Here is a 24,371-nt window from a genome sequence, read left to right on the forward strand (position 1 = left end):
ACCGACTTCACCGAAGCGGAAGACCGCAGCCACTGCCTCTGCCCGGCGGGCAAGCGGCTGTATCGCAACGGCGGCGAATGCACGATCAACGGCTACGCGGCCACCAAATACACCGGCGCCGCACGCGACTGCGTGCCGTGCGATCAGCGCAGCCGCTGCCTGCGTACGCCGGACACAACGAAAGTGCGGCAGGTCGCCTTCTTCCGCGGCAAGCGAGGCGACGCCGAATCACACACCGAGCGGATGAAGCGGCGCATCGATTCCACGGAAGGCAAACGGATGATCGCCGCCCGCTTCGCCACGGTAGAACCGGTGTTCGGCAACCTGCGGCACAACAAGCGGCTCGCCCGCTTCACGCTGCGTGGGCGCACAAAGGTGGATGGGCAATGGAAGCTGTACTGCCTGGTGCACAACATCGAAAAGCTCGGGCACCACGGCTACGCAAATTAGGTAAGCTCGCGAACGAGCCACGACGACGGCATCGCGCCGGTCACGGGCAAGGGCTGAGGTCAGGAGACGACGATGAAACGAAGATCGCGGAGCTGAAATGAGGATGAACGACTTCGGACCGGCCAAGGCCGGATGCAACCGCTTGCCCCGGAACGGGGTATTTCTACAGCGTCGTTGAGGCTGTAGAGAAACCCCTCCCACCCCTCCCGCCGTCCAAATGCCGTCGTTATGATTGCGCATCGCCTCTCCGGAGCCATGCGATGCCGCGATTCAAGACGCCCGACTACGGCTTGAAGCTCATCCCGGTCGATTTCGCGCAGCAGGTACTGCCCGGTACCTTCGAGTTCGCCCTCTGCCATCTGGTCGACAACGACCTCGATCAGTCTGCCCCGCACGCCGAATACGCGAACGAGGCAGTCGGCGCCTCGGCTTTCAAATCAGCACTTCGGCTCAAGCTCTTTCTGCTCGGGTAACCGCAACGGCCATCGGGATTCGTGTGACGTGCGGAGACGCGAGCCACGCAGTCATACGAAATGCCGATGGCAATGGCGGTGAACGCATGCTGAAGTGCGTTCGGTCGCCTTCATGCCAATCTTTTGCGCCATGCGGAGCAAGCGCCTCGTCGTAATCGACGTGTCCATCGCCGTCCTGGTAGCCAGTGTTGTCTGGTGTGCCCAGTCCGTCGGGGCGGCAGAAGAGCCGTTTGATGCGGCGCGGTGGCCGCGGCTGCGCGATCAGGTGCGACTCAACGATCCGGGCTGCGTCCGGGGCGGCATGGCGCTGGCGCTCGTGCGCACTGATGCGATGCCCAGACGCACCCGCGCCGAGGTGATTGCGCGGCTCGGTGTGCCGGACGAAGGCGCTGCGGAGACGCTGCGCTATGGTCTCGGCCAGTGCCATTGGGATTGGCGGCACAGCGCGCTGGTGGTCGGCTTCGATTCCCCCGGGCGCGCCGACCGGGTCGGGGTGGATAGGGAATGAACTTCAAACACTCATGGCTCCATGACGGACAGGCTCAAGACACCTCGCATAACCCCAGGTGCCATCGCAGGGCATGTCGGCATGAACTGTAATTGCCCACTGTGTGGCGAGAACATCTCGCGCCGACGATTGAAGAAGGTGGCACTTCCCGGCGAATCGTCATGGCTGGCATTCAGATGGTTTCTCGAATGTCCGGCCTGCACCGGCGCGCTGCAACTGCATCCTCACCCCTTTGAATGCGCTGCCTCGCGGTGGGTACTGATCGGGGTTGCGATACTCAATGGAGGAGCGCTGCTGTTCGGCGTCAAGACGCCGCTGTCGCTTGCGCTGCTCTCGATGGCCCTGGTCGCGTTCGGGCCATTCATCGGGCGGGCTCTGGTGGTTCCGGCCGACTGGCCCCGGTATGCGCCGCACGCTTCAGGCGAGCGCAAGGCCTGATGTGGTGATGCATCTTGATTCCCGTCAATTTCACTGCGCCGCGACGGAGACCGCCCACATGACCCTGTTCTTCCTGTGCGCCTTCTTCGCCGCGCTATGGCTGATCGGCCTGCCGCTTTACCACGCATTCTTCGCCTGTCAGGGTGAGCGCGATGCGCTGCAGGCGAACTTCGGGCGGCTTCGGCAGGACAGACGCTTGCGCGGCCGCTGCCTGCTCGGGCTGTTCGTGCTGCTGAATGCGTGGTCGCTGTATCCGCTGCGGGGCGTGTGCGTTGCGATGGCGGTCATCGCGGCTTTTGTGCTGGTCACGCGGTAGTGAACACGTGCGTACGAAGGTTCTTTTCATCGCTCGCTTTCAGGCCCCGCAGCTGTCCTGCTTCATGGCTGTTCCGTCCCGTTGTGGCACTCTACGCAGATGAATATGGAGGTTGCTATGCCCCGTCCGCTGGAAGCCCTTGCCGAAGAAGTGCTCCAACTTGCGCCGGAAGCACGGGCCAGGCTGCTCGACCGTGTGGTGGCCAGTCTGGATGCGGATCGTGCCCGTGATGCCGCCTGGGATGCGCTGGCCGCGGAGCGGGACGCCGAGCTTGAATCCGGTGAGGCAGTGGCCATTCCGGTCGAGCAGACGCTCGCCCGCCTTCGTGCGGAACTGGAGTGAAGGTTTCGATTCACCCGGGTGCGGATCGTGATCTCACCGATGCTTTCCGCTTCTACAGATCGGAGGCCGGTAGCCGTGTGGCGGGCCGGTTTCTGGCCGAGTTCGAGCGCGTAACGAAGCTTCTTGCCGAATACCCGGACCTCGGCACGCCTACTGGCGCTGATCGCCGGGCATATCCGCTTGTCGGCTTTCCCTACGCGGTCATCATCTATTGCAGGAAGGATTACGGCCTGCAGGTGCTGGTGGTTCGGTACCAGAGCCGCCATCCCGCGCACGGCGAGCGACGATCCTGATTTGTCATCGGACATGCGTGTCGCCGTCGGTGCCGGTTTCTCCCCTGCTGCCTGCCCCGAGTGAGCCCCCTCCATGAGCATGATTCTCGAACTGCATACCGTCAGCGACGCCAGCCTGGCCCGCGTGCTGGCAGATCCGCCGCTGGTGTGGAAGGTGGTGTCGCCGGACGACGACACGCTGTACGACGCGGCGCGCGCAGAGGCGGGTGGCGCGGAGGCCGGGTTCTTCCAGCGCCTGTTCGGCTGGCCTGCGCGCGCAAGGCCGCCTGCGGTGGATTTTTCGCTGGCCCCGGGCGAGGTCGACACCATTGATCTCGACAAGGCCTGGCACGGCATTCATTTCATGCTGACCGGCACCGCTTGGGAGGGCGCGCCGCCGCTGAACTTCCTGCTGCACGGCGGTACGGAGATCGGCGAGGTCGAGGTCGGTTATGGCCCGGCGCGCGGCATGACGGCGGCCGAGGTGAAGGCGGTGGCCGGCGCGCTCGCCGGCATCGACGAGGCGTTCATGCGCGCGCGCTTCGACCCGGCGCAGATGATGCAGCTCGACATCTACCCCGGCATCTGGGACCGCGACCCGGCCGAAGACGACAGCCTGGGCTATTGCCTGGAGTACTTCAGCGAACTGAAGGCCTTCGTCACGCGGGCGGCGGAGCGGGGCGCGGGGCTCGTCATCACGCTCACCTGAGCAGGGGCGGGCGCTGAAAGCGTCATCGAACGTGCCGTGACCCGCGCGGGCGGGCGATACTGTCGGCCCGGCGATGTCGCGCCGGACCTGCCGCGGGGCTGGTCGAACAGCCGTCCGGGCTTCGAGGCCCTCTTTGTTTTCACGATTCGGGAGTACTGGATGTCACGCCACCGTTCGCGCCGCCTGCGCAAGAAGCTGCATGTCGACGAGTTTCAGGAAATGGGTTTCGAGGTCACGTTCAGACTGAACGCCGGCCTGTCCGCCGAACAGATGGGCGTCTTCTGGGACGCCTTCATCGGTGACGCGATCGAAGCCAACGGGCTGCTCTACGGCGGCTCGACCGACGGCATGGCCTGTCTGCGCAAGCGCGGCTCGGCGGAGGAGTCGCACCGCGAGGCGGTTCGCGCCTGGCTCGCCGCGCGCCCCGAGGTGAGCGAAGCCACTGTCGGCCCGCTGATTGACGTGTGGTATCTCGAACGCTGAGCGCGGGCGGGTTCGTCCGGCCGGCCTTTCATCCCGTCACGGCAGGTCGGCGGATGCGGTCTGCCGCAGTCAGCCGGTCATCATCATGAAGCCCGACCTCGTCCTGTTCGACTTCGACGGCACGCTGGCCGATTCCTTCCATCTGTTCCTCGATGCCTGGACCCACGCGGCGAAGCGGCATGGCTTCCGCTGCTTCGAGCATGCGGAGCTTGAGCGCCTGCGCCAGCTCAGTGCGCGCGAAATCGTCGCGGAGTCGGGCATTCCGTTCTGGAAGCTGCCGTGGGTGGCGCGCACGATGCGCGACTGTGTGCGCCGGCGGTCGGACGAAATCGCGCTGTTCGACGGCGTGCCCGAACTGCTGCAGGCGCTGAAGGCGGCGGACGTGCCGGTCGGCATCGTCATGTCGAACGCGCGACACGGTGGAGCGGGTGCTCGGCCCCGGCTGCCGGCCGCTGGTCGCGCACTGGGGCTGCGGTGCTTCGCTGTTCGGCAAGGCGGCGCTCACCCGGCGGGTGATGAAGGCGGCCGGCGTACCTGCGGCACGCACGGTGAGCGTGGGCGACGAGCTGCGCGACCTCGACGTGGCGCGCACGCTCGGGCTGGATTTCATCGCGGTGGCGTGGGGCTATACCGCGCCGGCGCGCTTCGCCGGCCTGCCCGGCGTGCGGCTGTGCGATACGCCGCATGCGCTGCGGGCTGTGCTGACCGGCTGACGTGCCGATGTCGGGCTGGCTGCGTGTATCGTGCCGTCATTCCGTACTGAGGCGCCGACCATGAGTGGCGAACACGAAAATCCCCGCCTCGAACTGGCGCGCATCGCCGGTGACACTGCCCGCCATTACGGCACCATGCGTTTCGCCATGTTCACGGTGTTTTCCGCGGTGTTGGGCGCGCTGCTGTCGTTCGCGTTTTCGCAGGGCGGCACGCTGTTCATCGCGCACGCGCCGCACCGGGTCGGTCTGGCCGCGGCGGGCGGCGCGCTGTCGGTGCTCTTCCTGCTGGCCGAACTGCGCATATCGCGGCTGGTCACTTTCTACCAGGAGGCCGCCTACGCAGCCGGCGCGCTGCCGCGACCGCCGGGGCACGAGCGCTGGAAGGGCGTGATTGTGCTGACCATGGTGGCGCCCTACGCGTTTTCGGCGGTGTTCTGGCTGCTGGCCGGCTGCGGCTTCATCGTGTTTCCGCTCTATCCGGCGGCCGCGGGCTGAGCGGCGCACGCGCCTGTCGCACGCGCGTCACGTTGCCGGGCCACACTGGCGGCCTCCTCCTCCACAGCCTTGCTGTGGTTCTTGATCCATCGTCCTGCCCCGGGGCGATGGATGCTTTTCCCGCCTTTCTCTTCCTCCTCCCCGTTTCCTGCGCGCAGCGATGCGCTCCCTCCGCTTCCGCTGACGATGACAGCGCGGACGTGCGCTCATGACGAAAGGGTGCATTGCCGGCACAATCCGTCGTTGCGCGTGCGGCGGGCGCTGCGTGCGACCTTCTGTCTGGCGGGAGACGACAGTGACGAACGATGTGCAGGACAACCGGCGGCCGATCGCCGCGCGCTCGGCCGGCTGGGCGCAGCGCAGTGCGGCGGCGCTTGCGCGCGGTGCGGTCACGCCGAACCAGATTTCGGTCATCAGCATCCTGTTCGCTGCGGCCGGTGCGGCGCTGCTGCTGTGGTGGCCGACGCCGGGCGGTCTGGTCGGCTGCGCGCTGGCGATACAGGGGCGGCTGATCTGCAATCTGCTGGACGGCATGGTGGCGGTCGAGGGCGGCAAGAAATCGGCGCTCGGTGCGCTGTACAACGAATTCCCGGACCGCGTCGCCGACTCTCTGCTCATCATCGCGCTCGGCTACGCGGTCGGCTGGCCGGCGCTCGGCTGGTTCGGCGCGCTGGCGGCGGCGCTGACCGCCTACATCCGCGTGTTCGGCGGCGCGCTCGGTCTGGCGCAGAGCTTCCGCGGGCCGATGGCCAAGCAGCACCGCATGGCCGTGATGACCATCGCCTGCCTGATCGGCGCCGGCGAACTGGCCTGGGCCGGCAGTCACTGGGCGCTGCAGGCGGCCTGCGTGGTCATCGCCGCCGGTTCGGTGATCACCTGCGTCACGCGCACGCAGGGCATCGCCCGCCAGCTCACCGCGGCGGGGCCGTCATGCTGATTTCCGCGCTGCTGATCGGAATCACCCGCGCGCTGGTGGGCGCCGCACCGCGCTGGCAGGGCAGCGCGCCGTCGCCGGCGCAGCGCATCTACTTCGCCAACCACTCCAGCCACATCGACACGCTGGCGCTGTGGTCGGCCCTGCCGCGCGCGCTTCGTCGCCGTACGCGACCGGTGGCGGCCGCCGACTACTGGAACACCGACGCGGTGCGCCGCTGCATCGCGGTGCGCGGGCTGAACGCGGTATTCATCGAGCGCCAGCGCAGCGAGGCGACGAAAGACCCGCTGGCACCGCTGACCGAAGCGCTCGCCGCCGGCGATTCGCTGATCATCTTTCCGGAAGGCACGCGCAATCTGCAGCCGCTGCCGGGGCCGTTCAAGGCCGGGCTGTTCCATCTGGCCGAGCGCTTCCCCGAGGTCGAACTGGTGCCGGTGTACCTGGAAAACCTGCACCGCTGCATGCCCAAGGGCACCTTCTTTCCAGTGCCGCTGATCTGCACGGTGCGCTTCGGTGCGCCGCTGGCGCGTATCGAGGGTGAAGACAAAACGGCGTTTCTGGAGCGCGCCCGGCGCGCGGTCATCGATCTGGCCTGAACCGACGCGGCCGGCCTGCCGCGCGACAACAAAAAGGAAACGGAATGAGCGCACAGGACAAGTTCTACTGGCTGATGGGCGGCATCGGTGCCGTGCTGCTGCTGTCGTCGCTGATCGGCTGGGTGCTGTCGCGGCGGGTCAGCGGCGAGTCGGGCCGCGCCGTGGTCGACAACCTCAATGCGCGCATCAAGGCCTGGTGGATCATGGTGGCCGTGTTCGCGGTCGCCTTCATGCTCGGCAGGATGGCCACCATCGTCATGTTCGCGCTCATCTCGTGGTTCGCGCTGCGCGAATTCATGACGCTGACGCCGACCCGGCCGGGCGACCACCGCGCGCTGTCGGTGTCCTTCTTCATCGCGATTCCGCTGCAGTACGCGCTGATCGCCGACCAGTGGTACGCGCTGTTCTCGATCCTGATTCCGGTCTACGGCTTCCTGCTGCTGCCTTCGCTGTCGGTGCTCGCGCAGGACGTCGAACACTTTCTCGAACGCGCCGCCAAGATCCAGTGGGGCGTGATGCTCACCATCTACTGCATCAGCCACGTGCCGGCGCTGCTGCTGCTCGACATTCCCGACTACGCCGGCCAGAACGCGCTGCTGCTGTTCTACCTGCTGCTCGTTGTGCAGCTGAGCGACGTGCTGCAGTACGTGTTCGGCAAGCTGTTCGGCAGGACGAAGATCGCGCCTGTGGTGAGCCCGTCGAAAACGGTGGAAGGTTTCGTCGGCGGCGCGCTGTCGGCCACCGCGGTCGGTGCCGCGATGTGGTGGATCACGCCCTTCACGCCGCTGCAGGCGGCGGGCATGTCGGCCGCCATCGTCGTGATGGGTTTCCTCGGCGGGCTGGTGCTGTCGGCGGTCAAGCGCAGCCTGGGCGCGAAGGACTGGGGCAGCATGATCCAGGGCCACGGCGGCATGATGGACCGCATGGATTCGGTCAGCTTCGCCGCACCGGTGTTCTTCCACCTGACGCGCTATTTCTTCACGCCCTGAGCGTGCGGACCGGACACCGCGCGGCGGGGCGGGGCAGTGCCCCACCTTCCTGCGTCGCCGCGCCTGCTGCACCACACCGCGGCAGGCCGGGGCGCAGTGCATCAGGCCTCGATCACATCGATGGCGGCGATTGCGCACCCTGAGCCGAGGGCGGAACAGCGGCGGATGGACGCGGCCGTGACGGCGCTGCGGGCGGATGAAGTGCGGCGATACTGCGCGCTCCTCCTCCACAGCAATGGCTGTGAGTTCTCCAAAGCGGCCTCCGGGCCGCTTTTTTTTCGTCGGCCCGCAAGCCGCCGTCGCCGCGCAGCCCCCGCCCCGGTGTCAGCCGGCGGCGTCCGCGCTGAGACGGGCGCGTTCGGTCAGCAGCGTGCGCTCGCTTTCGTTCTGCGTCAGCGCGGCGGCGCGGCGGAATTCTTCGCTCGCTTCGGCATGCCGGCCCAGCCTGGCCAGCAGGTCGCCCCGCACGCCCGGCAGCAGGGCGTAGTGGCGCAAGGCCGGTTCGTCCCGCAGCGCGTCGACGATGTCGAGGCCGGCGGCGGGGCCGAAGGCCATGCTCACCGCGACCGCCCGGTTAAGCTCGACCACCGGTGACGGCGCGACCTGGGCCAGCGCGTCGTACAGCGCCGCGATCCGTTGCCAGTCAGTGTCGCCGGCCTGCGCGGCCCGCGCGTGGCAGGCGGCGATGGCGGCCTGCAGCGCGTACGGGCCATATGCGCCGCCGAGTGCGTCCACCCGCTCCAGCGCGGCTAGGCCGCGGCGGATGAGCAGGCGGTCCCAGCGGCCGCGGTCCTGGTCCAGCAGCAGTACCGGTCGACCCGCAGCATCGGTGCGCGCGCGCAGGCGGGAGGCCTGGATTTCCATCAGCGCGACCAGCCCGTGCACCTCGGCCACGCCCGGCGCCAGCGTGGCCAGCACCCGGCCCAGGCGCAGCGCCTCGTCGCACAGCGCGGGGCGGGTCCAGTCCTCGCCGGCGGTGGCGGCGTAGCCTTCGTTGAAGATGAGGTAGATCACCCGGAGCACCGCGTCGAGCCGCTCGCCCAGTTCGGCCGGACCCGGCAGTTCGAAGGGCACGCGCGCTTCGCTGAGCGTGCGCTTGGCGCGCACGATGCGCTGGGCCAGCGTGGCTTCCGGCAGCAGGAAGGCGCGCGCGATGTCCGGCGTCGCCAGACCGCCGACCATTTTCAGGGTCAGCGCGACCCGGGCTTCCGGTGACAGCACCGGATGGCAGGCGACGAACATGAGGCGCAGCACGTCGTCGCCGACCGGATTGTCGACGCCGGCGTCCGGTGCCGGCGGGGCGCCGTCCTGCATCTGGGTCTCGATTTCCCAGGTCAGCGCGTCGGCCTTGCCGGCCTGCATGCTGCGGTGGCGCAGCAGGTCGAGCGCGCGGTTCTTGGCGGTGGCGGTGAGCCAGGCGCCCGGATTGTCCGGCACGCCCTTGTGCGGCCACTGTTCGAGCGCGGCCACCAGTGCGTCCTGCGCCAGTTCTTCGGCGATGCCGACATCGCGCACCATGCGCGCCAGCGTGCCGATGATGCGCGCCGACTCGATGCGCCAGACCGCGTCCAGCGTGCGGTGCAGGTCGCTGCAGGCCATGCTCAGGCGGCGCGCCCGTCGAGCGCGCGGAAGCGCTCGATCTCGGCGCCGGGCGTGAAGTCCTCCAGCTCGAATACGCGGCGCACCTCGATTTCGGCGTCACGCCCCTCTCCGGCCGGATTCGGGAAGCGGCGGCTCCATTCGAGCGCCTCTTCCGGCGAGCCGACCTGGATCAGCGTGTAGCCGGCGATCATTTCTTTCGATTCGGCGAACGGGCCGTCGGTCACGCTGCGTTCGCCGCCGCGGTAGCGGATGCGCCATCCGCGTGCGCTGGGCTGCAGGCCGTTGGCGTCGAGCAGTACGCCGGCGCGGGCCAGTTCTTCGTGATAGCCGGCCATGGCCGCGAGCAGCGGCGCCTCCGGCATGACGCCGGCTTCGCTGTCGGCGCTGGCCTTGACGATGATCATGTAACGCATGGTGCGGTCTCCCCGGCAGTGGCGCCCGCGAAGGTCGGGTGGGCGCCGTCATCGTCACGACGGACGACGGCGCCGGTTTTCGACACGGCGCGGGCCGGGTCAGCCGGGCGCGTGACTGTCGTCGAAGCAGGGGCCGAAGCTGCGCACTTCCACCGTGGCCCAGGCGGCGGCCGGGCAGCGCGCCGCGATGTCCAGCGCCTGCTGCCTGTCCTCGGTGGCCAGCATGAAATAGCCGCCGATCATTTCCCTGGCTTCGGCGAACGGGCCGTCCACCACTTCGGTGCGGCCGCCGCGCACCTGCACGCGGCTGGCCTCCACCCGCAGTGATTCGGCGCCGGCCAGCAGACCGGCCGCGGCCAGTTCGCCGGCGAAGGCGGTCATGCTGTCGTAGGCCGCGCGGCCTTCGGCTTCGGTGCGGGTGGCGCGCTGGCCGACCGGTTCGATGATGAGCAGCATGTGGGGCATTCAGGCCTCCTTCGGTGCATTGCCGGCGCCGAAGGCGGCAACGGCGGCGTGCAGTGCCTGCACCGATACCTCGCGCACCCGGGTGGCGAGCGCCCATACGTGGCCGTTCGGATCGCGCACCTGGCCGTAGCGGTCGCCCCAGAACATGTCCTGCGGCGGCATGACCGGCACCGCGCCGGCGGCGAGCGCGCGGTCATAGGTCGCGTCCACGTCCGGCACCTGCAGGTGCAGCACCACCGGCGTGCCGCCCAGGCCGTCCGGGTCGCGGCTGCCGCAGTCCGGATGGGTGTCGGCCAGCATGACGGCCGAGTCGCCGATGCGGATCTGGGCGTGCATGATGCGGCCGTCGGGTGAGGGCAGGCGCAGGGTTTCGGTGGCGCCGAAGGCGCGTACGCAGAAGTCGATGATGGCGGCCGCGTCGCGGCAGAGCAGATGCGGGGTGACGGCATGCATGTCTGCCGGCAGGGCGCCGGCGGGATGTTCGCTCATGGTCGTGCTCCTTCGGGTTCGGGGCCGGCGGGGTGCCGGCTTCCCGACACGACGAACGGCGCGTGCGCATATCGACAAAAACGACAGCCGGGGCGCGCGAGCGCGCTCCTGCGTCCTGTACGGCTTGACCGGCTGCGGGTGAGGACTTAGCGTGCTTTCATCGCCGGCAAAGCAGCCCGCCCGACCGGCCCGGCCTTTTCCGCCATGACCATGACAATAAAAGCGAACACCCCTGCGCGGGTGCCTTTCTGGGTGCCTGCGGTCTGCCTTGCCTCGGTGCTGCTGATGGCGGCAGCCATCATGCTGCCGCCGGTCGCACTGTTCCAGGGGCGGCATGGCCTGATGCTGGCGAACCACCTGGTGCTGGAAATCTTTTCGGTCATGGTGTCGTCGATGGTGGTGGTCATGGCCTGGCACCGCCTCGACCGCACCGCCGACGATGCCTCAAGGATACTGATCTACGGCTTCAGCGTGGTGGCGGGCGCCGACCTCATTCACGCACTGACCTACGAAGGCATGCCGCCGCTGCTGGTGGAGAGCAGCACCTCGCGCGCCATCTTCTTCTGGCTGCTGGGCCGCAGTTTCGAACTGCTGACCGTGCTCATGCTGGCCGCCCGGGTGCGCCTGCCCGGAGGACGTACGCTGTGGTCGGCCCTCGGGGCGCTCACGCTGCTGGGTGCCTTCCTGTTCGGCAGTCTCGGCCTGCACCTGTTCCCCGAAACCTTCGTACCCGGGCAGGGCGTGACCCGCTTCAAGGCGGTCACCGAGTATCTGCTGTGCGCCGGCAATGTGCTGGCTGCGGTGTGGCTGTTCGCGCAGTACCGCCGAAACCCGGATCCGCGCACGCTGCATTTCGCGGTGGCCGGTTTCGTCATGGGGGTGGGCGAGCTGTCATTCACCAGCTATGTCACGCCGTCGGATTTCCTGAACGTGTTCGGCCACGTCTACAAGATCGTGGCCTACGGCTTCGTGTTCCGCGCCAGTTTCGTGCTCGGGCTGCGTGAGCCGTACGAGCTGCTGCGGCTGTCGGAAGCCGGCTTGCGCGCCCGCAAGGCGGAGCTGAATGCGCTGCTGGGCAATGTACCGGTCGGCATCGCGCGCATCGGCCAGGATCTGCGGGTGGGCTACGCCAACCGGGTGTGCGCTGGCCTGATCGGCCTGCCGGAGGACGCGCTGGTCGATCGACCGGTCGAGCAGGCCTTTCCGCCCTTCCTGCTGCAGCCGCTGCAGCCGGCGCTGATGCGCGCGCTGGCCGGTGAGCGGGTGGAATTCGACGCCGCCCAGCCGGAGGGCGCCGGGCTGCATCTGGCGGTCACGCTGGTGCCGGAGCCGGCGACCGAAGGCCAGCCGCGCAGCCTGCTTATCATGCTGTCCGACACTACCGAGCGCGAGCGGGCACGACGTCACTGGCTTGAGTCGCTGGAAGAGGTGCGCGAGCTGAAGGCGGCACTCGACGCGCACGCCATCGTCGCCGTGACTGACGCGCGCGGCGTGATTACCCGGGTGAATGACAAGTTCTGCCAGATTTCGCAGTACCCGCGCGACGAGCTGATCGGCTGCACCCACAAGGTGATCAATTCCGGCCACCATCCGCGCAGCTTCTTCGACGACCTGTGGCGCACCATCGCGTCCGGGCAGGTGTGGCACGGCGACATCTGCAACCGGGCGAAGGACGGCTCGCTGTACTGGGTGCATACCACCATCGTGCCGCTGTCGCACGCCGATGGCCAGCCGGCGCAGTACATCGCCATCCGTGCCGACATCACCGAGCGCAAGCGGGCGGAGGAAGAGGCGCAGCGCCTGGCCTTCCACGACGAACTGACCGGGCTGCCCAACCGGCGGCTGATGAGCGACCGGCTGCGCCACGCGATCGACGGCGCCGACCGCGATCACCAGTACGGCGCGCTGCTGCTGATGGATCTCGACAATTTCAAGGAAGTGAACGACACGCTGGGCCACGCCCAGGGCGACGCGCTGCTGCGTCAGGTGTCCTCCCGGCTGCTGGCGCGGCTGCGTGCGAGCGACACGGTGGCGCGCTTCGGCGGCGACGAGTTCGTGGTCATCGTCGAGGAACTGGGGGCGGAGCTGGACGAGGCGTCGATACGCATGGGCCACATCTGCGAAGCGCTGCGCGAGGCGCTGGCCCAGCCCTGCGAACTGGGCGGCCAGATGGTGGGCAGCACGGTGAGCATGGGCGTGGTGTTCTTCCGCGACGCCCGCGACGACCCGGACGAACTGCTCAAGCAGGCCGACATCGCGCTGTACAAGGCGAAGGAGGCCGGCCGCAACCGGGTGTGCTTCTTCGACCCCGGGCTGCAGGCGGAAACCACCCGCCGCGCCACGCTGCTGCGCGAACTGCGCGGTGCCGGCGCGCGCGGTGAACTGGAACTGCACTATCAGCCGGTGGCTGACGCGCGCTGGCGTATCCTCGGCGTGGAGGCGCTGCTGCGCTGGCGTCATCCGGAACGCGGCATGGTGCCGCCCGGCGTGTTCATCCCGCTGGCCGAACAGAGTGCCCTCATCCTGGAAGTGGGGCAGTGGGTGCTGGAAACCGCCTGTGCCCAGCTCGCGGCCTGGGCGCACGATCCGCTGCGCGCCTGCTGGACCGTGGCGGTCAATGTCAGCGAGCGCCAGTTCCACGACCCGGCCTTCCTGCACAAGGTCGAGAAGGCGCTCGCCGACACCGGCGCCGATCCGCACCGGCTGCGCATCGAACTGACCGAAAGCATGCTGCACCGGGATCTCGACATGACGCTGCAGACCATGCGGGCGCTGCAGCAGCGCGGCGTGCGTTTCGCGCTGGACGACTTCGGGACCGGCTATTCGTCGCTGAGCTATCTGAAGAAGCTGCCGCTGGATCAGCTCAAGATCGACAAGACCTTCGTCGACGAGGTGCTCAGCGACGCCAACAGCGCGGCCATCGCGCGCACCATCCTGTCGCTGGCTGCAAGCCTGGAGCTGGGCGTGGTGGCCGAAGGCGTGGAAAAGGCGGAACAGCTGGCGTTTCTGGCCCGCCACGGCTGCCCGGCCTTCCAGGGCTATCTGCTCAGCCGGCCGAAGCCGGTGAGCGAACTGCCCCCGGTGCTGGAAAGGCCGGCTGCCTGAGCCGGCGCCGGCAGGCCGCTGGCCCCGCCTACAGGCTGGCGCTGCGCAGGCGCCCGCGTTCGCGCACCGACTGGCAGCCGACGCAGTGCTGTACCTGCGGCGCCAGTTCGAGCCGCTGCAGCGGAATGCCTTCGCCGCAGTCCTCGCACAGGCCGTAGCGTCCATCGGCCAGCCGCTCCAGCGCGGCGTCGATGGCGCCCAGTTCGACCTCTTCCTGATCGGTGAGCATCAGGTCGACCTCGCGGTCGGCCGCGCGCTGGGGCGCGTCATCGCCGTCCTGCTGCAGCACCTCGTGCGCGTGCTCGGCGCGGCTCTGCCCGCCGAGGTGCTGGTGGCGCTGCGCGACAAGTGCGCGCCGGCGCTCGGTAAGGCGGGTGGCCAGCCGGTCGAGATCGGCCGGATTCAGGGTGTGTCGTGCCATGTCGATGTCCTCCGTGCGGACATGCTGGCACTCCGGGCGCGCCCGGGCGTTGACCGGCATCAACGCCGGCGGCGGCTTCAGGCGTCGGCCCGGGCGCCGTCCTGCAGCAGCTGCGCGAATTCGTCCGCCGGCAGCGGCCGCGCGAACAGATAGCCCTGGAACACGTGGCAGCCGTGGGCGGCCAGGCTGGCCCGCTGTTCTTCGGTTTCGACGCCTTCGGCGATCACGCTCAGCCCGATGGCCGAAGCCAGCCCGACCACGGCGCGCACGATAGCGATATTGCTTTCGTTGTCCGGCAGGTCGCGCACGAAGGTGCGGTCGATCTTGAGTTCGCTGATCGGCAGGTGCTGCAGATAGCCGAGCGAGGAATAGCCGGTGCCGAAGTCGTCGATCGAGAAGCGCACGCCGTGGCTGCGCAGCGTCTGCATGACCGCGATCGCGCCTTCGATGTCGCCAAGCAGGATGGATTCGGTCAGCTCCAGCATGACCTGGGTCGGCGGCGCGCCGGTCCGCTTCAGCGCGTCGAGCACCGATTCGGCGAAGCCGTCCTGATAGAGCTGGGCGGCGCTGATGTTGATCGCCACCGACAGGTGGGAAGTGGCCGGTGCGCGCGACCACTCCGAGAGCTGTGCCAGTGCGGCGTCCATCACCGCCCGGCCGAGCTGGGGCATCAGCCCGGCCCGCTCGGCCACCGGCACGAACTGCACCGGCGGCACGAAGCCGCGGCCCGGATGGCGCCAGCGCACCAGCGCCTCGGCCGATACGATGCCCTGACCGTCGCGTACCTGAGGCTGATAGAACACCACGAACTCGTCGCGTTCGAGACCGAGACGGATTTCGTCCTCCAGTCGCAGCCGTGCGGTCACCGTTTCCTGCATAACCGGATCGAAGAACTGCAGCCGGTTCTTGCCCAGCTGCTTGGATTCGTACATCGACAGATCGGCCCGGCGCAGCATTTCGTCGATGCTGTGCGTGGTGCCAGCGAACATCGCGATGCCGATGCTGGCGCTGATCTGCCGCGTCTGGCCGTCCAGCACATAGGGGCGGTTCAGTGCGGCCAGCATGGCTTCGGCCACCCGTTCCGCCTGCTGCGCGGCATCGATGGACCGCTCCGGCAGATCGGCCAGCAGCACCACGAACTCGTCGCCGCCGAAGCGGGCGACGGTATCGGTTTCACGCACCAGATCACGCAGCCGCGCGCCGGCCTTCTGCAGCAGCAGGTCACCGTTGTGGTGGCCCAGCAGGTCGTTCACGTTCTTGAAGTCGTCGAGGTCGATGAACATGAGCGCGCCGTGTCGGCCATTGCGCGCGCTCACCGCCATGGTCTGGCCGAGGCGGTCCGACAGCAGCCGGCGGTTGGGCAGGCCGGTCAGCGCGTCGTAGAAGGCCAGCCTGCGTATCTCGTCCTCGGCCGCCTTGCTGAAGGTGATGTCCATGAAGGCGGCCACATAGTGGGTGACCAGGCCCTGGCTGCTGCGTACCGCGCTGATCGACAGCCGCTCCGGAAACACCTCGCCGTTGCGGCGCCGGTTCCAGATTTCGCCCTCCCACGCGCCGTCGGCGTGCAGCCGTGCCCACATCGCGCGATAGAAGGCGGCGTCGTGGCGGCCGGAGGACAGCAGGCTGGTGCGCTTGCCCACCGCTTCCTCGGCGGAAAAGCCGGTGATGGCGGTGAAGGCCTTGTTCACCCGGATGATGACGCTGTAGGCGTCGGTAATCATCATGCCCTGCTGCGATTCGAAGGCGATCGCCGCGATGCGCTGTTCCTGCTCCAGCCGCACCCGCTCGGTGATGTCGCGGGTGAGCAGCACCACCGCGCGCCGCCCTTCGAAGGTGATGTCGAGCGCCCGCGCCCGGGCCTCGAATACCCGCGGGCCCGCCAGCGTATCGAGCGAATACTCCAGCACCTCGGTGGCGTCCGACTTCAGCGTGCGCTCGATGTAGCGCTGGAACAGCGCGGTCTTGTCCGGCGGCAGCACCGCCGACATCAGCTGACCGTCCAGGCGGTCGATGCCGGCGGCGAGCAGCGAACTGTCGGGCGCGCGGATCTTGCGGTAGCGGCCGTCCTCGTCGATCACCATCAGCACGTCCGGGATGGCTTCGGTAATCGCCCGCATCCGGGCCTCGCTGGCCACCAGCGCTTCGTCGGTCGCCCGCCGGCGTTCCAGGTCGAGCAGCAGCATGCCCAGCAGCGCGGTGGCCGGCGCCAGCGTCAGCAGATAGGGCAGGGCCAGTTCGTCGAGCACCTGCCGGGCCAGTGCCGACGGAAAGGTCATGAACAGCAGCAGCGCGGCCAGATGCACCACGGTGCCCAGACAGAGGAAGGCGAAGAAGCCCTCGCGCACCTTGCCACCCCGGATGAGCAGGCGCAGCGCGAGACCACTGAGCACCGACAGCGCGATCACGCTGAAGCCGACGGTGGCCCCGGTGCCGCCCAGGCTGAGCCGGTAGCTGCCCGCGATCAGACCGGCGATGCCGCCCGCGACCGGTCCGCCGAACAGCGCGCCCATGGACAGTACCGCCGAGCGGCCGTCGAAGATGAGGCCGGGCGCCAGCGTGATCGGCATCATCATGCCCACCACGCAGATGCCGCCGTAGATCAGCCCTTCGACGATCTGCCGCGCCAGCAGGCGTTGGCGCCAGACGCGGGCGTTCAGTCCTACCAGCAGGCTGAGCGCCAGCAGCAGTGCGGTGGCCTTGATGAGGTCGAGTGCCATGGTCGTGTTCGGTTGCTGCGGTCGTTTCCGCCGGTCTCCCGGCGGATGCTCAGGGGCGGTCCGCCCGGGGTACGGACGTCCTTTCAGCCATTCTCGCGCAACCAGACTTCGAAGTGTTCGGCCGGCAGCGGGCGCGAGAACAGATAGCCCTGGGCATAGTCGCAGCCCGCTTCACGCAGCAGTGCGAGCTGTTCATGGGTTTCCACCCCCTCGGCCACCACTTCGATGCCCAGCTTGTGGGCCATCACGATCATCGCTTCGCACAGCGCCCGTTCGCTGGAGTGCGCGGACAGCCCGCGCACGAAGGACTGGTCGATCTTCAGGTAGTCGATGTCGAACTTCTTCAGATAGGACAGCGACGAGTAGCCGGTGCCGAAATCGTCCAGCGACACCTGGACACCGGCGTCACGCAGCGCATACAGGCGCTGCAGCGTCTGCTCGTCCGCCTCGATCAGCATGCCTTCAGTCATTTCCACCGCGATCAGGCTGCCCGACACCCCGTATTCGGCCAGCAGTTCGACCACCGACGGATAGCCCGGCTTGCGGTTGCGCAGGTGCACCGGCGACTTGTTCAGGCTGATCTGCACGGTTTCACCGAGGCGGGCCTGCAGGTCGCGTGCGAACTTGATGCCGGTGCGCATCACCCAGTCGCCGATCGGCAGGATGAGGCCGGTTTCCTCGGCGATCGGGATGAAGTCGGCCGGCGACACATGGCCCCGCTCCGGATGCTGCCAGCGGATGAGCGCCTCCGCCTTGCGTACCTTGCCGGACGCGATGTGCACGATGGGCTGGTAGACCAGGCTGAACTGCGCCTGTTCGATCGCCGCGTGCATGTCGGCGACCAGTCTCATGCGGCGCTCGGCGTCGTCCTGCAGCGAGCGGGTGAAGTAGCTCACCCGGTTGCGGCCGGCGCGCTTGGCTTCGTACATGGCCTGATCGGCATGCATCATCAGATCGTCCACGCTGTCCGACTCGCCCGGATAGAGCGTGATGCCGATGGATGCCGACACATAGGCCATGTGCTGATCGAGCTGGAAGGGCTGGTGCAGACGGTCCAGTATCTTCGCGGCGATGGCCTCGATCACTTCCGGCTGCTCGATCGCGCCCAGCAGCACGGTGAATTCATCGCCGCCGAAGCGGGCCACCACGTCAGTTTCGCGCAGGCAGCCGCTGATGCGCTGGGCGGCCTGCTTCAGCAGCCGGTCGCCGAGCGCGTGTCCCAGCGTGTCGTTCACTTCCTTGAAGCGGTCGAGATCGATGAACAGCAGCGCCAGCGACCAGCTGTGGCGCTGGCACAGCTTCATTTCCTGATCCAGCCGGTGGATCAGCATGTGCCGGTTGGGCAGGCCGGTGAGCGCGTCGTAGTTGGCCTGGCGCCAGATCATCTGTTCGTTGATCTTCTTCTCGCTGATGTCGCGCACGATGCCCAGCACCGCCGGATCGCCCTCGTGCACGAAGCGGGAGGCGATCAGTTCGATCCACACCGGCCGCTGGCCGTTCTTGTGCATGAACTGAACCTCGTAGCGGCGCAGCGGTTCCGGGCCGGCGCTGATGCGCAGCCGGAAGCGCTCGCACCACAGTTCAAGGAAATCCGGGTGCACCACGTCAGTGAAGTGCAGTCCGATGAACTCGTCGCGGCTGTAGCCCAGGATGCGCGGAAGCGCGGTGTTGGCGAACACGAAGCGGAAGTCCTGCGCGACGAACACGCCGTCGGCCATGGCGTCGAGCAGCGCCCGCTGCGCGAGTTCCGACTGCGCCAGATCGTTCATCACCCGCCGTCTTTCGGTCACGTCGGTGTGGGTGCCCACCATGCGCAGCGGCAGCCCGTCAGCGTCGCGTGCCACCACCTTGCCGCGGTCCAGTATCCACAGGTAGTCGCCGTTGCGGTGGCGCACCCGGTGCTCGTTCACATACTGTTCGGTATGGCCTTCGAGGTGGGCCTGCACGTCGGCCATCACCTGACCGATATCGTCCGGGTGAACCCGGCTCGACCATTCGTCGAGACCGTTGCCGATCTCGTCCTCGGCGTAGCCCAGCATGCCTTTCCAGCGCGGGCTGAAGAACACGGTGCTGTGCACCACGTCCCAGTCCCACACGCCGTCGCCGGTGCCCTCCAGCGCAAACTTCAGGCGCACACGGCTTTCCGCCAGTTCGGCCTCGGCCTGCTTGTGTGCGCTCAGGTCGCGCCAGGTGGTGATGAACACGTCGCGGCCATCCAGCACCACCGCGGTCAGCAGCACCTCGATCGAACGCTCCGCGCTGTACGGGCTGCGGATCACCCATTCGAAACGGTGGCTGCCTTCACGCCGTGCGATGGCCATCATTTCGATCGCCTTGTCCGCCGACGGGCGACCGTCCGGCTGGCACTCGGGCGAAATGTCGGCGGGCCTCAGCGCGATCACCTGGGCGCGGTCCGGATAGTTCAGCATGCGCAGCGCAGCCGGATTCCAGTCGGTGAAGACGCCGGATTCCACGTCCAGCAGCAGCATCGGATCGGCGATCTTCTCGAACAGCACGCGGAAGCGACGGTCCGCGTCGGCCAGCGTACGCAGGCGGCTCAGCGCGTGGCGGAACTCGATCTGGTCGCGTGCCAGTTCGGCCAGCGCGATGAGCCGGGCGCGGCCTTCTTCGTCGAGCCGGCGGGGCCGGAAGTCGAGCACGCACAGCACGCCGACCGCGTGACCGCCTTCCACCTGCAGCGGTACGCCGGCGTAGTAGCGGATGCCGGGCGCGCCGGTGACCAGCGGATCGTGCCGGGTGACCGGATGGTCCAGTGTGTCCGGCACCTCATACACGCCGTCCTGCCGGATGGCCGAACCGCAGAAGCCCTCGCAGCGCGGAATTTCGCCAACCTCCAGCCCGTGCGCCGACTTGAACCAGATGCGGTCGCGGTCCACCAGACTGATCAGCGCCACCGGCATGTCCAGCATCGAGGCGGCCAGCGCGGTGATGCGGTCGTAGTGCGTTTCGCGGACCGTATCGAGGATCCGGTACAGATGCAGCGCTTCAAGGCGACGCGCTTCGGTCCGCGTGTCTTCGGGCGGCAGACGGCCGCAGCCGTCGGGGTCGGGGGTGTTCATGATCGGGCGTGTGCCGTGGCGCGTATAAGATGAGGTCCGGAATCCGGAGCCTGAAAACCGGGAGATCGTGAGTGTCGGTTAACGGTCTCCGCCGTCCCGACTTGAACTTCATCCCCTTGTTTTGAAAAGTCATTTGATGCAAATGCCCCATGAATGTCCCGATCCCGCGCGGAACCGCGCCGGGGCGGGCTTTGAGCCGGTTGCGGTGATCACCTGCGCCGACATGCCCAAGCCGGACAGCGACGGCGCGCTGCTGATGCAGGCGCTCGGCGAGCCGGTCGAACTGCTGTCCTGGGACGCTGACGCCGACTGGTCGCGCTTCAGCCGCGTCGTGCTGCGCTCGCCCTGGGACTACCACACCCGCCTGCCGGAATTCCTGGCCTGGGCCCGTCGCGTGGCCGCCCGCAGCCGGCTGCTCAATCCGCTGCCGGTGATCGAGTGGAACAGCCACAAGCGCTATCTGTTCGACCTGCAGCGCCAGGGCGTGGCCATCGTGCCCACCCGCTTCATCGAGCGCGACGAGCCGGCGGCGGCGGCCGCGCTGGCCGCGTTCGGCGGCGCCGAGGTGGTGGTGAAGCCGGCGGTGTCCATCGGCGCCTTCGGCGCGCTGCGGGGCGCTGCCGACAGCGGTGCAATGGCCGATCACCTGCGGGCGCTGGCCAGCGAGGGCGACGTGCTGCTGCAGCCCTTCCTGCCCGCCATCGCGGACGGCGAGGTGTCGCTCATCTTTTTCGGCGGCCGGTTCTCGCACGCGGTCCGCAAGGTGCCGCAGGCCGGCGATTTCCGCTGCCAGGACCTGTACGGCGGCGTCGCGCTGCCGCACGAACCGGACGCCGACGAACGCGCGCTGGCCGAGGCGGCGCTGGCGGCCGCCCCGGCCGGTTGGGTCTACGCACGGGTGGACATGCTCAGGCTGGACGCTCGTCCGGTGCTGATCGAACTGGAACTGATCGAGCCCTCGCTCTTCCTCGACACCGCGCCGGGCAGCGCCGACCGGCTGGCGGCGGCGCTGCGGGCGGCGCCCTGAGCGTCCGCGCAGGCCTGCGCCGGGCTTGCACCGCCGGCGCAGGCCGCTTACCCTGCGCGCCCTCGCCGCATCCCCCCGCCCGATGAACATCTCCGCCTGCGGTATCGACTTCGGTACGTCCAATTCCACCGTCGCCATCGTCGATGGCGGGCCGGCGCGCCTGCTCCCGCTGGAAGACGGCAAGCCCACTCTGCCGTCGGCGGTGTTCTTCAATCTGGACGAAGACTCGATGGCGGTCGGTCGCGCCGCGCTGGCCGAATACCTCGAAGGCTACGAAGGCCGGCTGATGCGCTCGATGAAAAGCCTGCTCGGCAGCGGCCTGATGGACGCCGGTACCGATGTCGGCGGCCGTCACCTGGCCTTCCGCGACCTGATCGGCGGTTTCATCGGCGAGGTGAAGAAGCGTGCCGAAACCGCGGCGCGCACGCGCTTTGACCAGGTCGTGGTCGGCCGGCCGGTGCGCTTCGTCGACGACGACGCCGACGCCGACCGCCTGGCCGAGGACACGCTGGCCGATATCGTGCGCCGTGCCGGCTTCAGCGACGTGAGCTTCCAGTTCGAGCCGATCGCCGCCGCGCACGCCTATGAACAGACGGTGCAGCGCGAATCGCTGGTGCTGGTGGTGGACATCGGCGGCGGCACCTCGGACTTCTCGCTGGTACGGCTGTCGCCCGACCGCCGCGCGCAGGTCGACCGCTCGGCCGACCTGCTGGGCAATACCGGCGTGCACATCGGCGGCACCGATTTCGACAAGCGGCTGTCGTTGGCCTGCGTCATGCCCGAACTGGGCATGGGCGGCCTGCTGATCAAGGGTGCGGTGCTGCCCAACAGCACCTATTTCCATCTCGCTACCTGGCACACCATTCACCTGGCCTACCGGCGCGACGTGCTGCCCGGCCTGCAGGACATGGCGCGTGACGTGGTCGACGGCCGTCGCTTCGAGCGCCTGCTGCGGGTGCTGCGCGAGCGCAGCGGTCACCACCTCGCCATCCGCTCCGAAGCCGCCAAGATCGCGCTGTCGGATGCGCCGACGGTCGACCTCGATCTGGACGTGGCCGAAGCCGGCCTGCACGTGCCGGTGAGCCGCGCCGCGTTCGAGGACGCCATCGCCGCCGAGATCGCCCGGGTCGGCGACGCCGCGCTCGACTGCGTGGCCCAGGCCGGGCTGACGCCGGCCGCGGTCGACACGCTGTTCTTCACCGGCGGCTCCAGCGGGGTGCCGGCGCTGCGCCGCGCGCTGGCCGCCCGCTTCCCCGATGCCGAGGCGGTCGAGGGTGACCTCTACGGCAGCGTCGGCTGCGGTCTCGCCGTGGTGGCACGCCAGCGCTACGGCAGCGTCTGACGGTCGGGTCGGAATCACGGGCAGGCTCGTTTCCACGAACCCCGGCCCGAGCCGCGATTCGCGAGTGCTTTGGTGGGAGCGGCCTTGGCCGCGACACGGCCGCGGCAGTCCGCAGGCGTCGATCGAGGTGGCTGTCGGGGTCAGAAGACCCCTCCTACAGAAAACCGGCCCTGGCGCCAGCCATGGATCGGGCGCATTCCGGGTGGGAGCAGCCTCCGGTCGCGATGCAGCGCTGGCAGGCCATGGGCGCTGATTCCGGCCGCTGGCGCGATCAGGCGCGCTCCCACGACCGTGGTGCACCGGCCACCACGGCGGCCTCCAGCATGTCGTCGACCCGGACGAACTTCTCCGCCGGTTTGCCGCCCGCGCGCCCGCGCTCGGCTTCGGCCTGCGCGATCGCGCGCCATCCAGCGAAATCGATCACCTTTCTGCGGTCGGCTGACAGTTGCGCCAGCAGGCCGGCGCGGCCGGCTTTCAGCGTGTCGAGCTGTGCGAGGTCGGCCAGCAGGCCCGCCACCGTGTCCACGCTGTCGGCGCGGTTGGTGCCGATGACGCCGGTCGGGCCGCGCTTGATCCAGCCGGTCGCGTACCAGCCGCGCAGCACCGTGCCGCCGGTGTCGACGATGCGACCGTCGCGATGCGGCAGCGCGCCGCGCACCAGATCGAAGGGCAGGCCGGGCAGCGGCGTGCCGCGGTAGCCGACGCTGCGCAGCACCAGCCCGGCCGGCAGGCTCAGCCGCTCGCCGGTCGGCGTGGCCGATTGCGCGCCGGCTTCACCCGACAGCACCTGCGCTTCCAGTTCGATCCGTTCGATGCGCGACCTGCCGCTCAGCGCCACCGGCGCGCGGTGGAAATGCAGGTGCAGCGGGCGCCGCCCGTCTTCGACCGGCGCTTGCGCGAAGCCGCGCAGGATGTCCAGGTTGCGCGGGGCGTGAACGAAGCCCGGCATGGCCAGTTCGGCCTGGCTGGCGTCGTTGAGCACCAGTGCGCCTGGATCGACGCGCGGCTGCCAGCCGGGCAGGGCGCCCAGTTCGCGCAGCTCTTTCGGGGTGAATTTCGCCTGCACCGGGCCGCGCCGGCCCACCAGATGGATTTCGCGGACGCGCGAGCGCGCCAGCGCGTCGAGTGCGTGCGCGGCGATGTCGGTGCGGCGCAGCGCGTCGATCGGCGACGCGAGGATGCGGCAGACGTCGATCGCCACATTGCCCTGGCCGATCACCACGGCGACCTCCTGGTCGAGATCGAACTGGATGTCGGCGCATTCCGGCCGGCCGTTGTACCAGCCGACGAAATCGCCGGCCGCGTGCACGCCCGGCAGGTGTTCGCCGGCTATGCCGAGCCGGCGGTCGCCGGCCGCACCGGTGGCGACGATGACCGCGTGGTAGAGCGCGCCCAGCTGCCGCACCGACACATCGCGCCCGAGCTCGACATTGCCGAAGAAGCGCAGTCGCGGGTCTTCGGCGATCTGCGTGAATACCGCGGTGACCGATTTCAGTTTTGCGTGATCGGGCGCGACGCCGAAGCGCACCAGGCCGAAGGGCACCGGCAGGCGTTCGATCAGGTCGACCTCCACCTGCAGGCCGCTTTCCAGCAGGGCTTCGGCGGCGTAGAAGCCGCCGGGCCCGCTGCCGACGATGGCCACGCGCAGTGGCTGGCCTTCAGTTCCGGGTATCGACATCGCGCATCACAGCCCGAGCTGCTGGCGGCGCGCGTCGGCGCCGTCGAGCGGCGCCAGGCGCGTGCGGATGACCGGATAGCGCTGCGCCGCCTCGGCGTTGATGCGTATCCAGTGCTGCTGGTCGTCCGCCAGGTCGAATTCCTCGAAAATGGCGTGCACCGGGCAGGCCGGAATGCAGGCGCTGCAGTCTATGCACACCGCCGGGTCGATATAGACGCGCACCTCGTTCACGTGGAAGCAGGCCACCGGGCAGCTCGCCACGCAGTCGGTATAGCGGCAGCCGCGGCAGTTGTCAGTCACGACATGGGTCATGG

General features: G+C 68.6%; 25 protein-coding genes and 2 pseudogenes. 18 read left to right on the forward strand and 9 right to left on the reverse strand.

Going from position 1 to position 24,371, the window contains the following annotated elements; translation table 11 throughout:
• The 15 genes and pseudogenes from METUNV1_RS10620 to METUNV1_RS10685 all read left to right on the forward strand — a co-directional run.
• Window positions 1–450 (forward strand): transposase (locus tag METUNV1_RS10620; RefSeq protein ID WP_193374311.1); only part of this gene is annotated, 450 nt, incomplete at its 5' end.
• Between the two features lie 260 nt (window positions 451–710).
• Window positions 711–920: pseudogene (locus tag METUNV1_RS10625) on the forward strand (IS1182 family transposase); the annotation flags it as partial.
• 97 nt (window positions 921–1,017) lie between these two features.
• On the forward strand, window positions 1,018–1,431 hold the full coding sequence (locus METUNV1_RS10630; protein ID WP_139026348.1) for a hypothetical protein: 414 nt from the start codon (window positions 1,018–1,020) through the stop codon (window positions 1,429–1,431).
• A gap of 138 nt (window positions 1,432–1,569) precedes the next feature.
• Window positions 1,570–1,869 carry a hypothetical protein gene (locus METUNV1_RS10635; protein ID WP_232416329.1) on the forward strand — a complete coding sequence of 100 codons (300 nt, stop codon included), beginning with the start codon at window positions 1,570–1,572 and terminating at the stop codon, window positions 1,867–1,869.
• Entirely contained in the window at window positions 1,835–2,185 is a 351-nt protein-coding gene (locus METUNV1_RS10640) for a hypothetical protein (RefSeq protein WP_232416330.1), read from the forward strand. The genes METUNV1_RS10635 and METUNV1_RS10640 overlap by 35 nt, the downstream gene beginning before the upstream one ends.
• Window positions 2,186–2,302: 117 nt before the next feature.
• Window positions 2,303–2,527 carry an addiction module protein gene (locus METUNV1_RS10645; RefSeq protein ID WP_008061573.1) on the forward strand — a complete coding sequence of 75 codons (225 nt, stop codon included), beginning with the start codon at window positions 2,303–2,305 and terminating at the stop codon, window positions 2,525–2,527.
• The gene (locus METUNV1_RS10650; protein WP_008061575.1) at window positions 2,524–2,820 is read left to right on the forward strand and encodes a type II toxin-antitoxin system RelE/ParE family toxin; all 297 of its coding nucleotides are present in this window, start codon (window positions 2,524–2,526) and stop codon (window positions 2,818–2,820) included. Before METUNV1_RS10645 ends, METUNV1_RS10650 begins: the two co-directional genes overlap by 4 nt.
• A gap of 73 nt (window positions 2,821–2,893) precedes the next feature.
• On the forward strand, window positions 2,894–3,508 hold the full coding sequence (locus tag METUNV1_RS10655; RefSeq protein WP_008061577.1) for a YfbM family protein: 615 nt from the start codon (window positions 2,894–2,896) through the stop codon (window positions 3,506–3,508).
• Between the two features lie 159 nt (window positions 3,509–3,667).
• The gene (locus tag METUNV1_RS10660; protein ID WP_008061584.1) at window positions 3,668–3,991 is read left to right on the forward strand and encodes a YggL 50S ribosome-binding family protein; all 324 of its coding nucleotides are present in this window, start codon (window positions 3,668–3,670) and stop codon (window positions 3,989–3,991) included.
• Between the two features lie 85 nt (window positions 3,992–4,076).
• A pseudogene (locus METUNV1_RS19980) lies at window positions 4,077–4,358 on the forward strand (HAD hydrolase-like protein); the annotation flags it as partial.
• Window positions 4,359–4,410: 52 nt separating this feature from the next.
• A complete protein-coding gene (locus METUNV1_RS19985; protein ID WP_008061585.1) occupies window positions 4,411–4,704 on the forward strand; it encodes an HAD hydrolase-like protein in 294 nt (97 codons plus the stop codon).
• Between the two features lie 60 nt (window positions 4,705–4,764).
• Window positions 4,765–5,199 (forward strand): hypothetical protein, encoded by a 435-nt coding sequence (locus METUNV1_RS10670; protein ID WP_008061587.1) that lies wholly within the window; start codon window positions 4,765–4,767, stop codon window positions 5,197–5,199.
• A 295-nt stretch (window positions 5,200–5,494) separates the two neighbouring features.
• Window positions 5,495–6,136, forward strand: a complete 642-nt coding sequence (locus METUNV1_RS10675) for a CDP-alcohol phosphatidyltransferase family protein (protein WP_008061589.1) — start codon at window positions 5,495–5,497, stop codon at window positions 6,134–6,136.
• Entirely contained in the window at window positions 6,130–6,729 is a 600-nt protein-coding gene (locus tag METUNV1_RS10680) for a lysophospholipid acyltransferase family protein (RefSeq protein ID WP_008061591.1), read from the forward strand. The genes METUNV1_RS10675 and METUNV1_RS10680 overlap by 7 nt, the downstream gene beginning before the upstream one ends.
• A 44-nt stretch (window positions 6,730–6,773) precedes the next feature.
• Window positions 6,774–7,718 (forward strand): phosphatidate cytidylyltransferase, encoded by a 945-nt coding sequence (locus tag METUNV1_RS10685; RefSeq protein ID WP_008061593.1) that lies wholly within the window; start codon window positions 6,774–6,776, stop codon window positions 7,716–7,718.
• Window positions 7,719–8,042: 324 nt separating this feature from the next.
• Here the strand turns inward: METUNV1_RS10685 and METUNV1_RS10690 are convergent, their stop codons facing one another.
• From METUNV1_RS10690 to METUNV1_RS10705, 4 genes are all read right to left on the reverse strand, one after another.
• Entirely contained in the window at window positions 8,043–9,317 is a 1,275-nt protein-coding gene (locus METUNV1_RS10690) for an RNA polymerase sigma factor (protein ID WP_008061596.1), read from the reverse strand.
• A gap of 2 nt (window positions 9,318–9,319) precedes the next feature.
• Window positions 9,320–9,733 (reverse strand): YciI family protein, encoded by a 414-nt coding sequence (locus METUNV1_RS10695; protein ID WP_008061598.1) that lies wholly within the window; start codon window positions 9,731–9,733, stop codon window positions 9,320–9,322.
• Between the two features lie 99 nt (window positions 9,734–9,832).
• Window positions 9,833–10,198: a YciI family protein gene (locus METUNV1_RS10700; protein WP_043359715.1), complete on the reverse strand. Its 366-nt coding sequence runs from the start codon at window positions 10,196–10,198 to the stop codon at window positions 9,833–9,835.
• Window positions 10,199–10,687, reverse strand: a complete 489-nt coding sequence (locus METUNV1_RS10705; RefSeq protein WP_008061608.1) for a VOC family protein — start codon at window positions 10,685–10,687, stop codon at window positions 10,199–10,201.
• 204 nt (window positions 10,688–10,891) lie between these two features.
• Here METUNV1_RS10705 and METUNV1_RS10710 point away from each other — a divergent pair, with 204 nt between their 5' ends.
• Window positions 10,892–13,792, forward strand: coding sequence for a bifunctional diguanylate cyclase/phosphodiesterase (locus METUNV1_RS10710; protein WP_232416331.1), 2,901 nt, complete (start codon window positions 10,892–10,894; stop codon window positions 13,790–13,792).
• Window positions 13,793–13,820: 28 nt separating this feature from the next.
• On the opposite strand, the gene METUNV1_RS10715 is transcribed toward METUNV1_RS10710, so the two are convergent.
• The 3 genes from METUNV1_RS10715 to METUNV1_RS10725 form a co-directional block, all read right to left on the reverse strand.
• Complete coding sequence (locus METUNV1_RS10715) at window positions 13,821–14,213, reverse strand: TraR/DksA family transcriptional regulator (protein WP_008061612.1); 393 nt, start codon at window positions 14,211–14,213, stop codon at window positions 13,821–13,823.
• Window positions 14,214–14,290: 77 nt separating this feature from the next.
• Window positions 14,291–16,930, reverse strand: a complete 2,640-nt coding sequence (locus tag METUNV1_RS10720; protein WP_008061614.1) for an EAL domain-containing protein — start codon at window positions 16,928–16,930, stop codon at window positions 14,291–14,293.
• Window positions 16,931–17,013: 83 nt separating this feature from the next.
• Entirely contained in the window at window positions 17,014–20,010 is a 2,997-nt protein-coding gene (locus tag METUNV1_RS10725; protein WP_008061615.1) for an EAL domain-containing protein, read from the reverse strand.
• Window positions 20,011–20,215: 205 nt separating this feature from the next.
• Between METUNV1_RS10725 and METUNV1_RS10730 the strand changes: the two genes are divergently transcribed.
• Together METUNV1_RS10730 and METUNV1_RS10735 are read left to right on the forward strand one after the other, a co-directional pair.
• Window positions 20,216–21,037: an ATP-grasp domain-containing protein gene (locus METUNV1_RS10730; protein WP_008061617.1), complete on the forward strand. Its 822-nt coding sequence runs from the start codon at window positions 20,216–20,218 to the stop codon at window positions 21,035–21,037.
• An 82-nt stretch (window positions 21,038–21,119) separates the two neighbouring features.
• Window positions 21,120–22,379: an Hsp70 family protein gene (locus tag METUNV1_RS10735; RefSeq protein ID WP_008061618.1), complete on the forward strand. Its 1,260-nt coding sequence runs from the start codon at window positions 21,120–21,122 to the stop codon at window positions 22,377–22,379.
• A 271-nt stretch (window positions 22,380–22,650) separates the two neighbouring features.
• Here the strand turns inward: METUNV1_RS10735 and METUNV1_RS10740 are convergent, their stop codons facing one another.
• The gene (locus METUNV1_RS10740) at window positions 22,651–24,057 is read right to left on the reverse strand and encodes an FAD-dependent oxidoreductase (RefSeq protein WP_008061619.1); all 1,407 of its coding nucleotides are present in this window, start codon (window positions 24,055–24,057) and stop codon (window positions 22,651–22,653) included.
• Window positions 24,058–24,063: 6 nt separating this feature from the next.
• Window positions 24,064–24,369, reverse strand: coding sequence for a ferredoxin family protein (locus METUNV1_RS10745; RefSeq protein WP_008061620.1), 306 nt, complete (start codon window positions 24,367–24,369; stop codon window positions 24,064–24,066).
• Between the last annotated feature and the right edge of the window lie 2 nt (window positions 24,370–24,371).

The organism is Methyloversatilis universalis FAM5 (genome assembly GCF_000214035.2).
In the GTDB taxonomy this organism is placed as follows: Bacteria; Pseudomonadota; Gammaproteobacteria; order Burkholderiales; family Rhodocyclaceae; genus Methyloversatilis; species Methyloversatilis universalis.

Coding starts and splice junctions, on each gene's coding strand:
- METUNV1_RS10670 (WP_008061587.1), top strand. CDS start 4,765: ATGAGTGGCGAACACGAAAATCCCCGCCTCGAACTGGCGCGCATCGCC.
- METUNV1_RS10685 (WP_008061593.1), top strand. CDS start 6,774: ATGAGCGCACAGGACAAGTTCTACTGGCTGATGGGCGGCATCGGTGCC.
- METUNV1_RS10655 (WP_008061577.1), top strand. CDS start 2,894: ATGAGCATGATTCTCGAACTGCATACCGTCAGCGACGCCAGCCTGGCC.
- METUNV1_RS10680 (WP_008061591.1), top strand. CDS start 6,130: ATGCTGATTTCCGCGCTGCTGATCGGAATCACCCGCGCGCTGGTGGGC.
- METUNV1_RS10720 (WP_008061614.1), bottom strand. CDS start 16,930: ATGGCACTCGACCTCATCAAGGCCACCGCACTGCTGCTGGCGCTCAGC.
- METUNV1_RS10735 (WP_008061618.1), top strand. CDS start 21,120: ATGAACATCTCCGCCTGCGGTATCGACTTCGGTACGTCCAATTCCACC.
- METUNV1_RS10700 (WP_043359715.1), bottom strand. CDS start 10,198: ATGCCCCACATGCTGCTCATCATCGAACCGGTCGGCCAGCGCGCCACC.
- METUNV1_RS10710 (WP_232416331.1), top strand. CDS start 10,892: ATGACCATGACAATAAAAGCGAACACCCCTGCGCGGGTGCCTTTCTGG.
- METUNV1_RS10740 (WP_008061619.1), bottom strand. CDS start 24,057: ATGTCGATACCCGGAACTGAAGGCCAGCCACTGCGCGTGGCCATCGTC.
- METUNV1_RS10660 (WP_008061584.1), top strand. CDS start 3,668: ATGTCACGCCACCGTTCGCGCCGCCTGCGCAAGAAGCTGCATGTCGAC.
- METUNV1_RS10745 (WP_008061620.1), bottom strand. CDS start 24,369: ATGACCCATGTCGTGACTGACAACTGCCGCGGCTGCCGCTATACCGAC.
- METUNV1_RS10645 (WP_008061573.1), top strand. CDS start 2,303: ATGCCCCGTCCGCTGGAAGCCCTTGCCGAAGAAGTGCTCCAACTTGCG.
- METUNV1_RS10725 (WP_008061615.1), bottom strand. CDS start 20,010: ATGAACACCCCCGACCCCGACGGCTGCGGCCGTCTGCCGCCCGAAGAC.
- METUNV1_RS10690 (WP_008061596.1), bottom strand. CDS start 9,317: ATGGCCTGCAGCGACCTGCACCGCACGCTGGACGCGGTCTGGCGCATC.
- METUNV1_RS10695 (WP_008061598.1), bottom strand. CDS start 9,733: ATGCGTTACATGATCATCGTCAAGGCCAGCGCCGACAGCGAAGCCGGC.
- METUNV1_RS10705 (WP_008061608.1), bottom strand. CDS start 10,687: ATGAGCGAACATCCCGCCGGCGCCCTGCCGGCAGACATGCATGCCGTC.
- METUNV1_RS10640 (WP_232416330.1), top strand. CDS start 1,835: ATGCGCCGCACGCTTCAGGCGAGCGCAAGGCCTGATGTGGTGATGCAT.
- METUNV1_RS10715 (WP_008061612.1), bottom strand. CDS start 14,213: ATGGCACGACACACCCTGAATCCGGCCGATCTCGACCGGCTGGCCACC.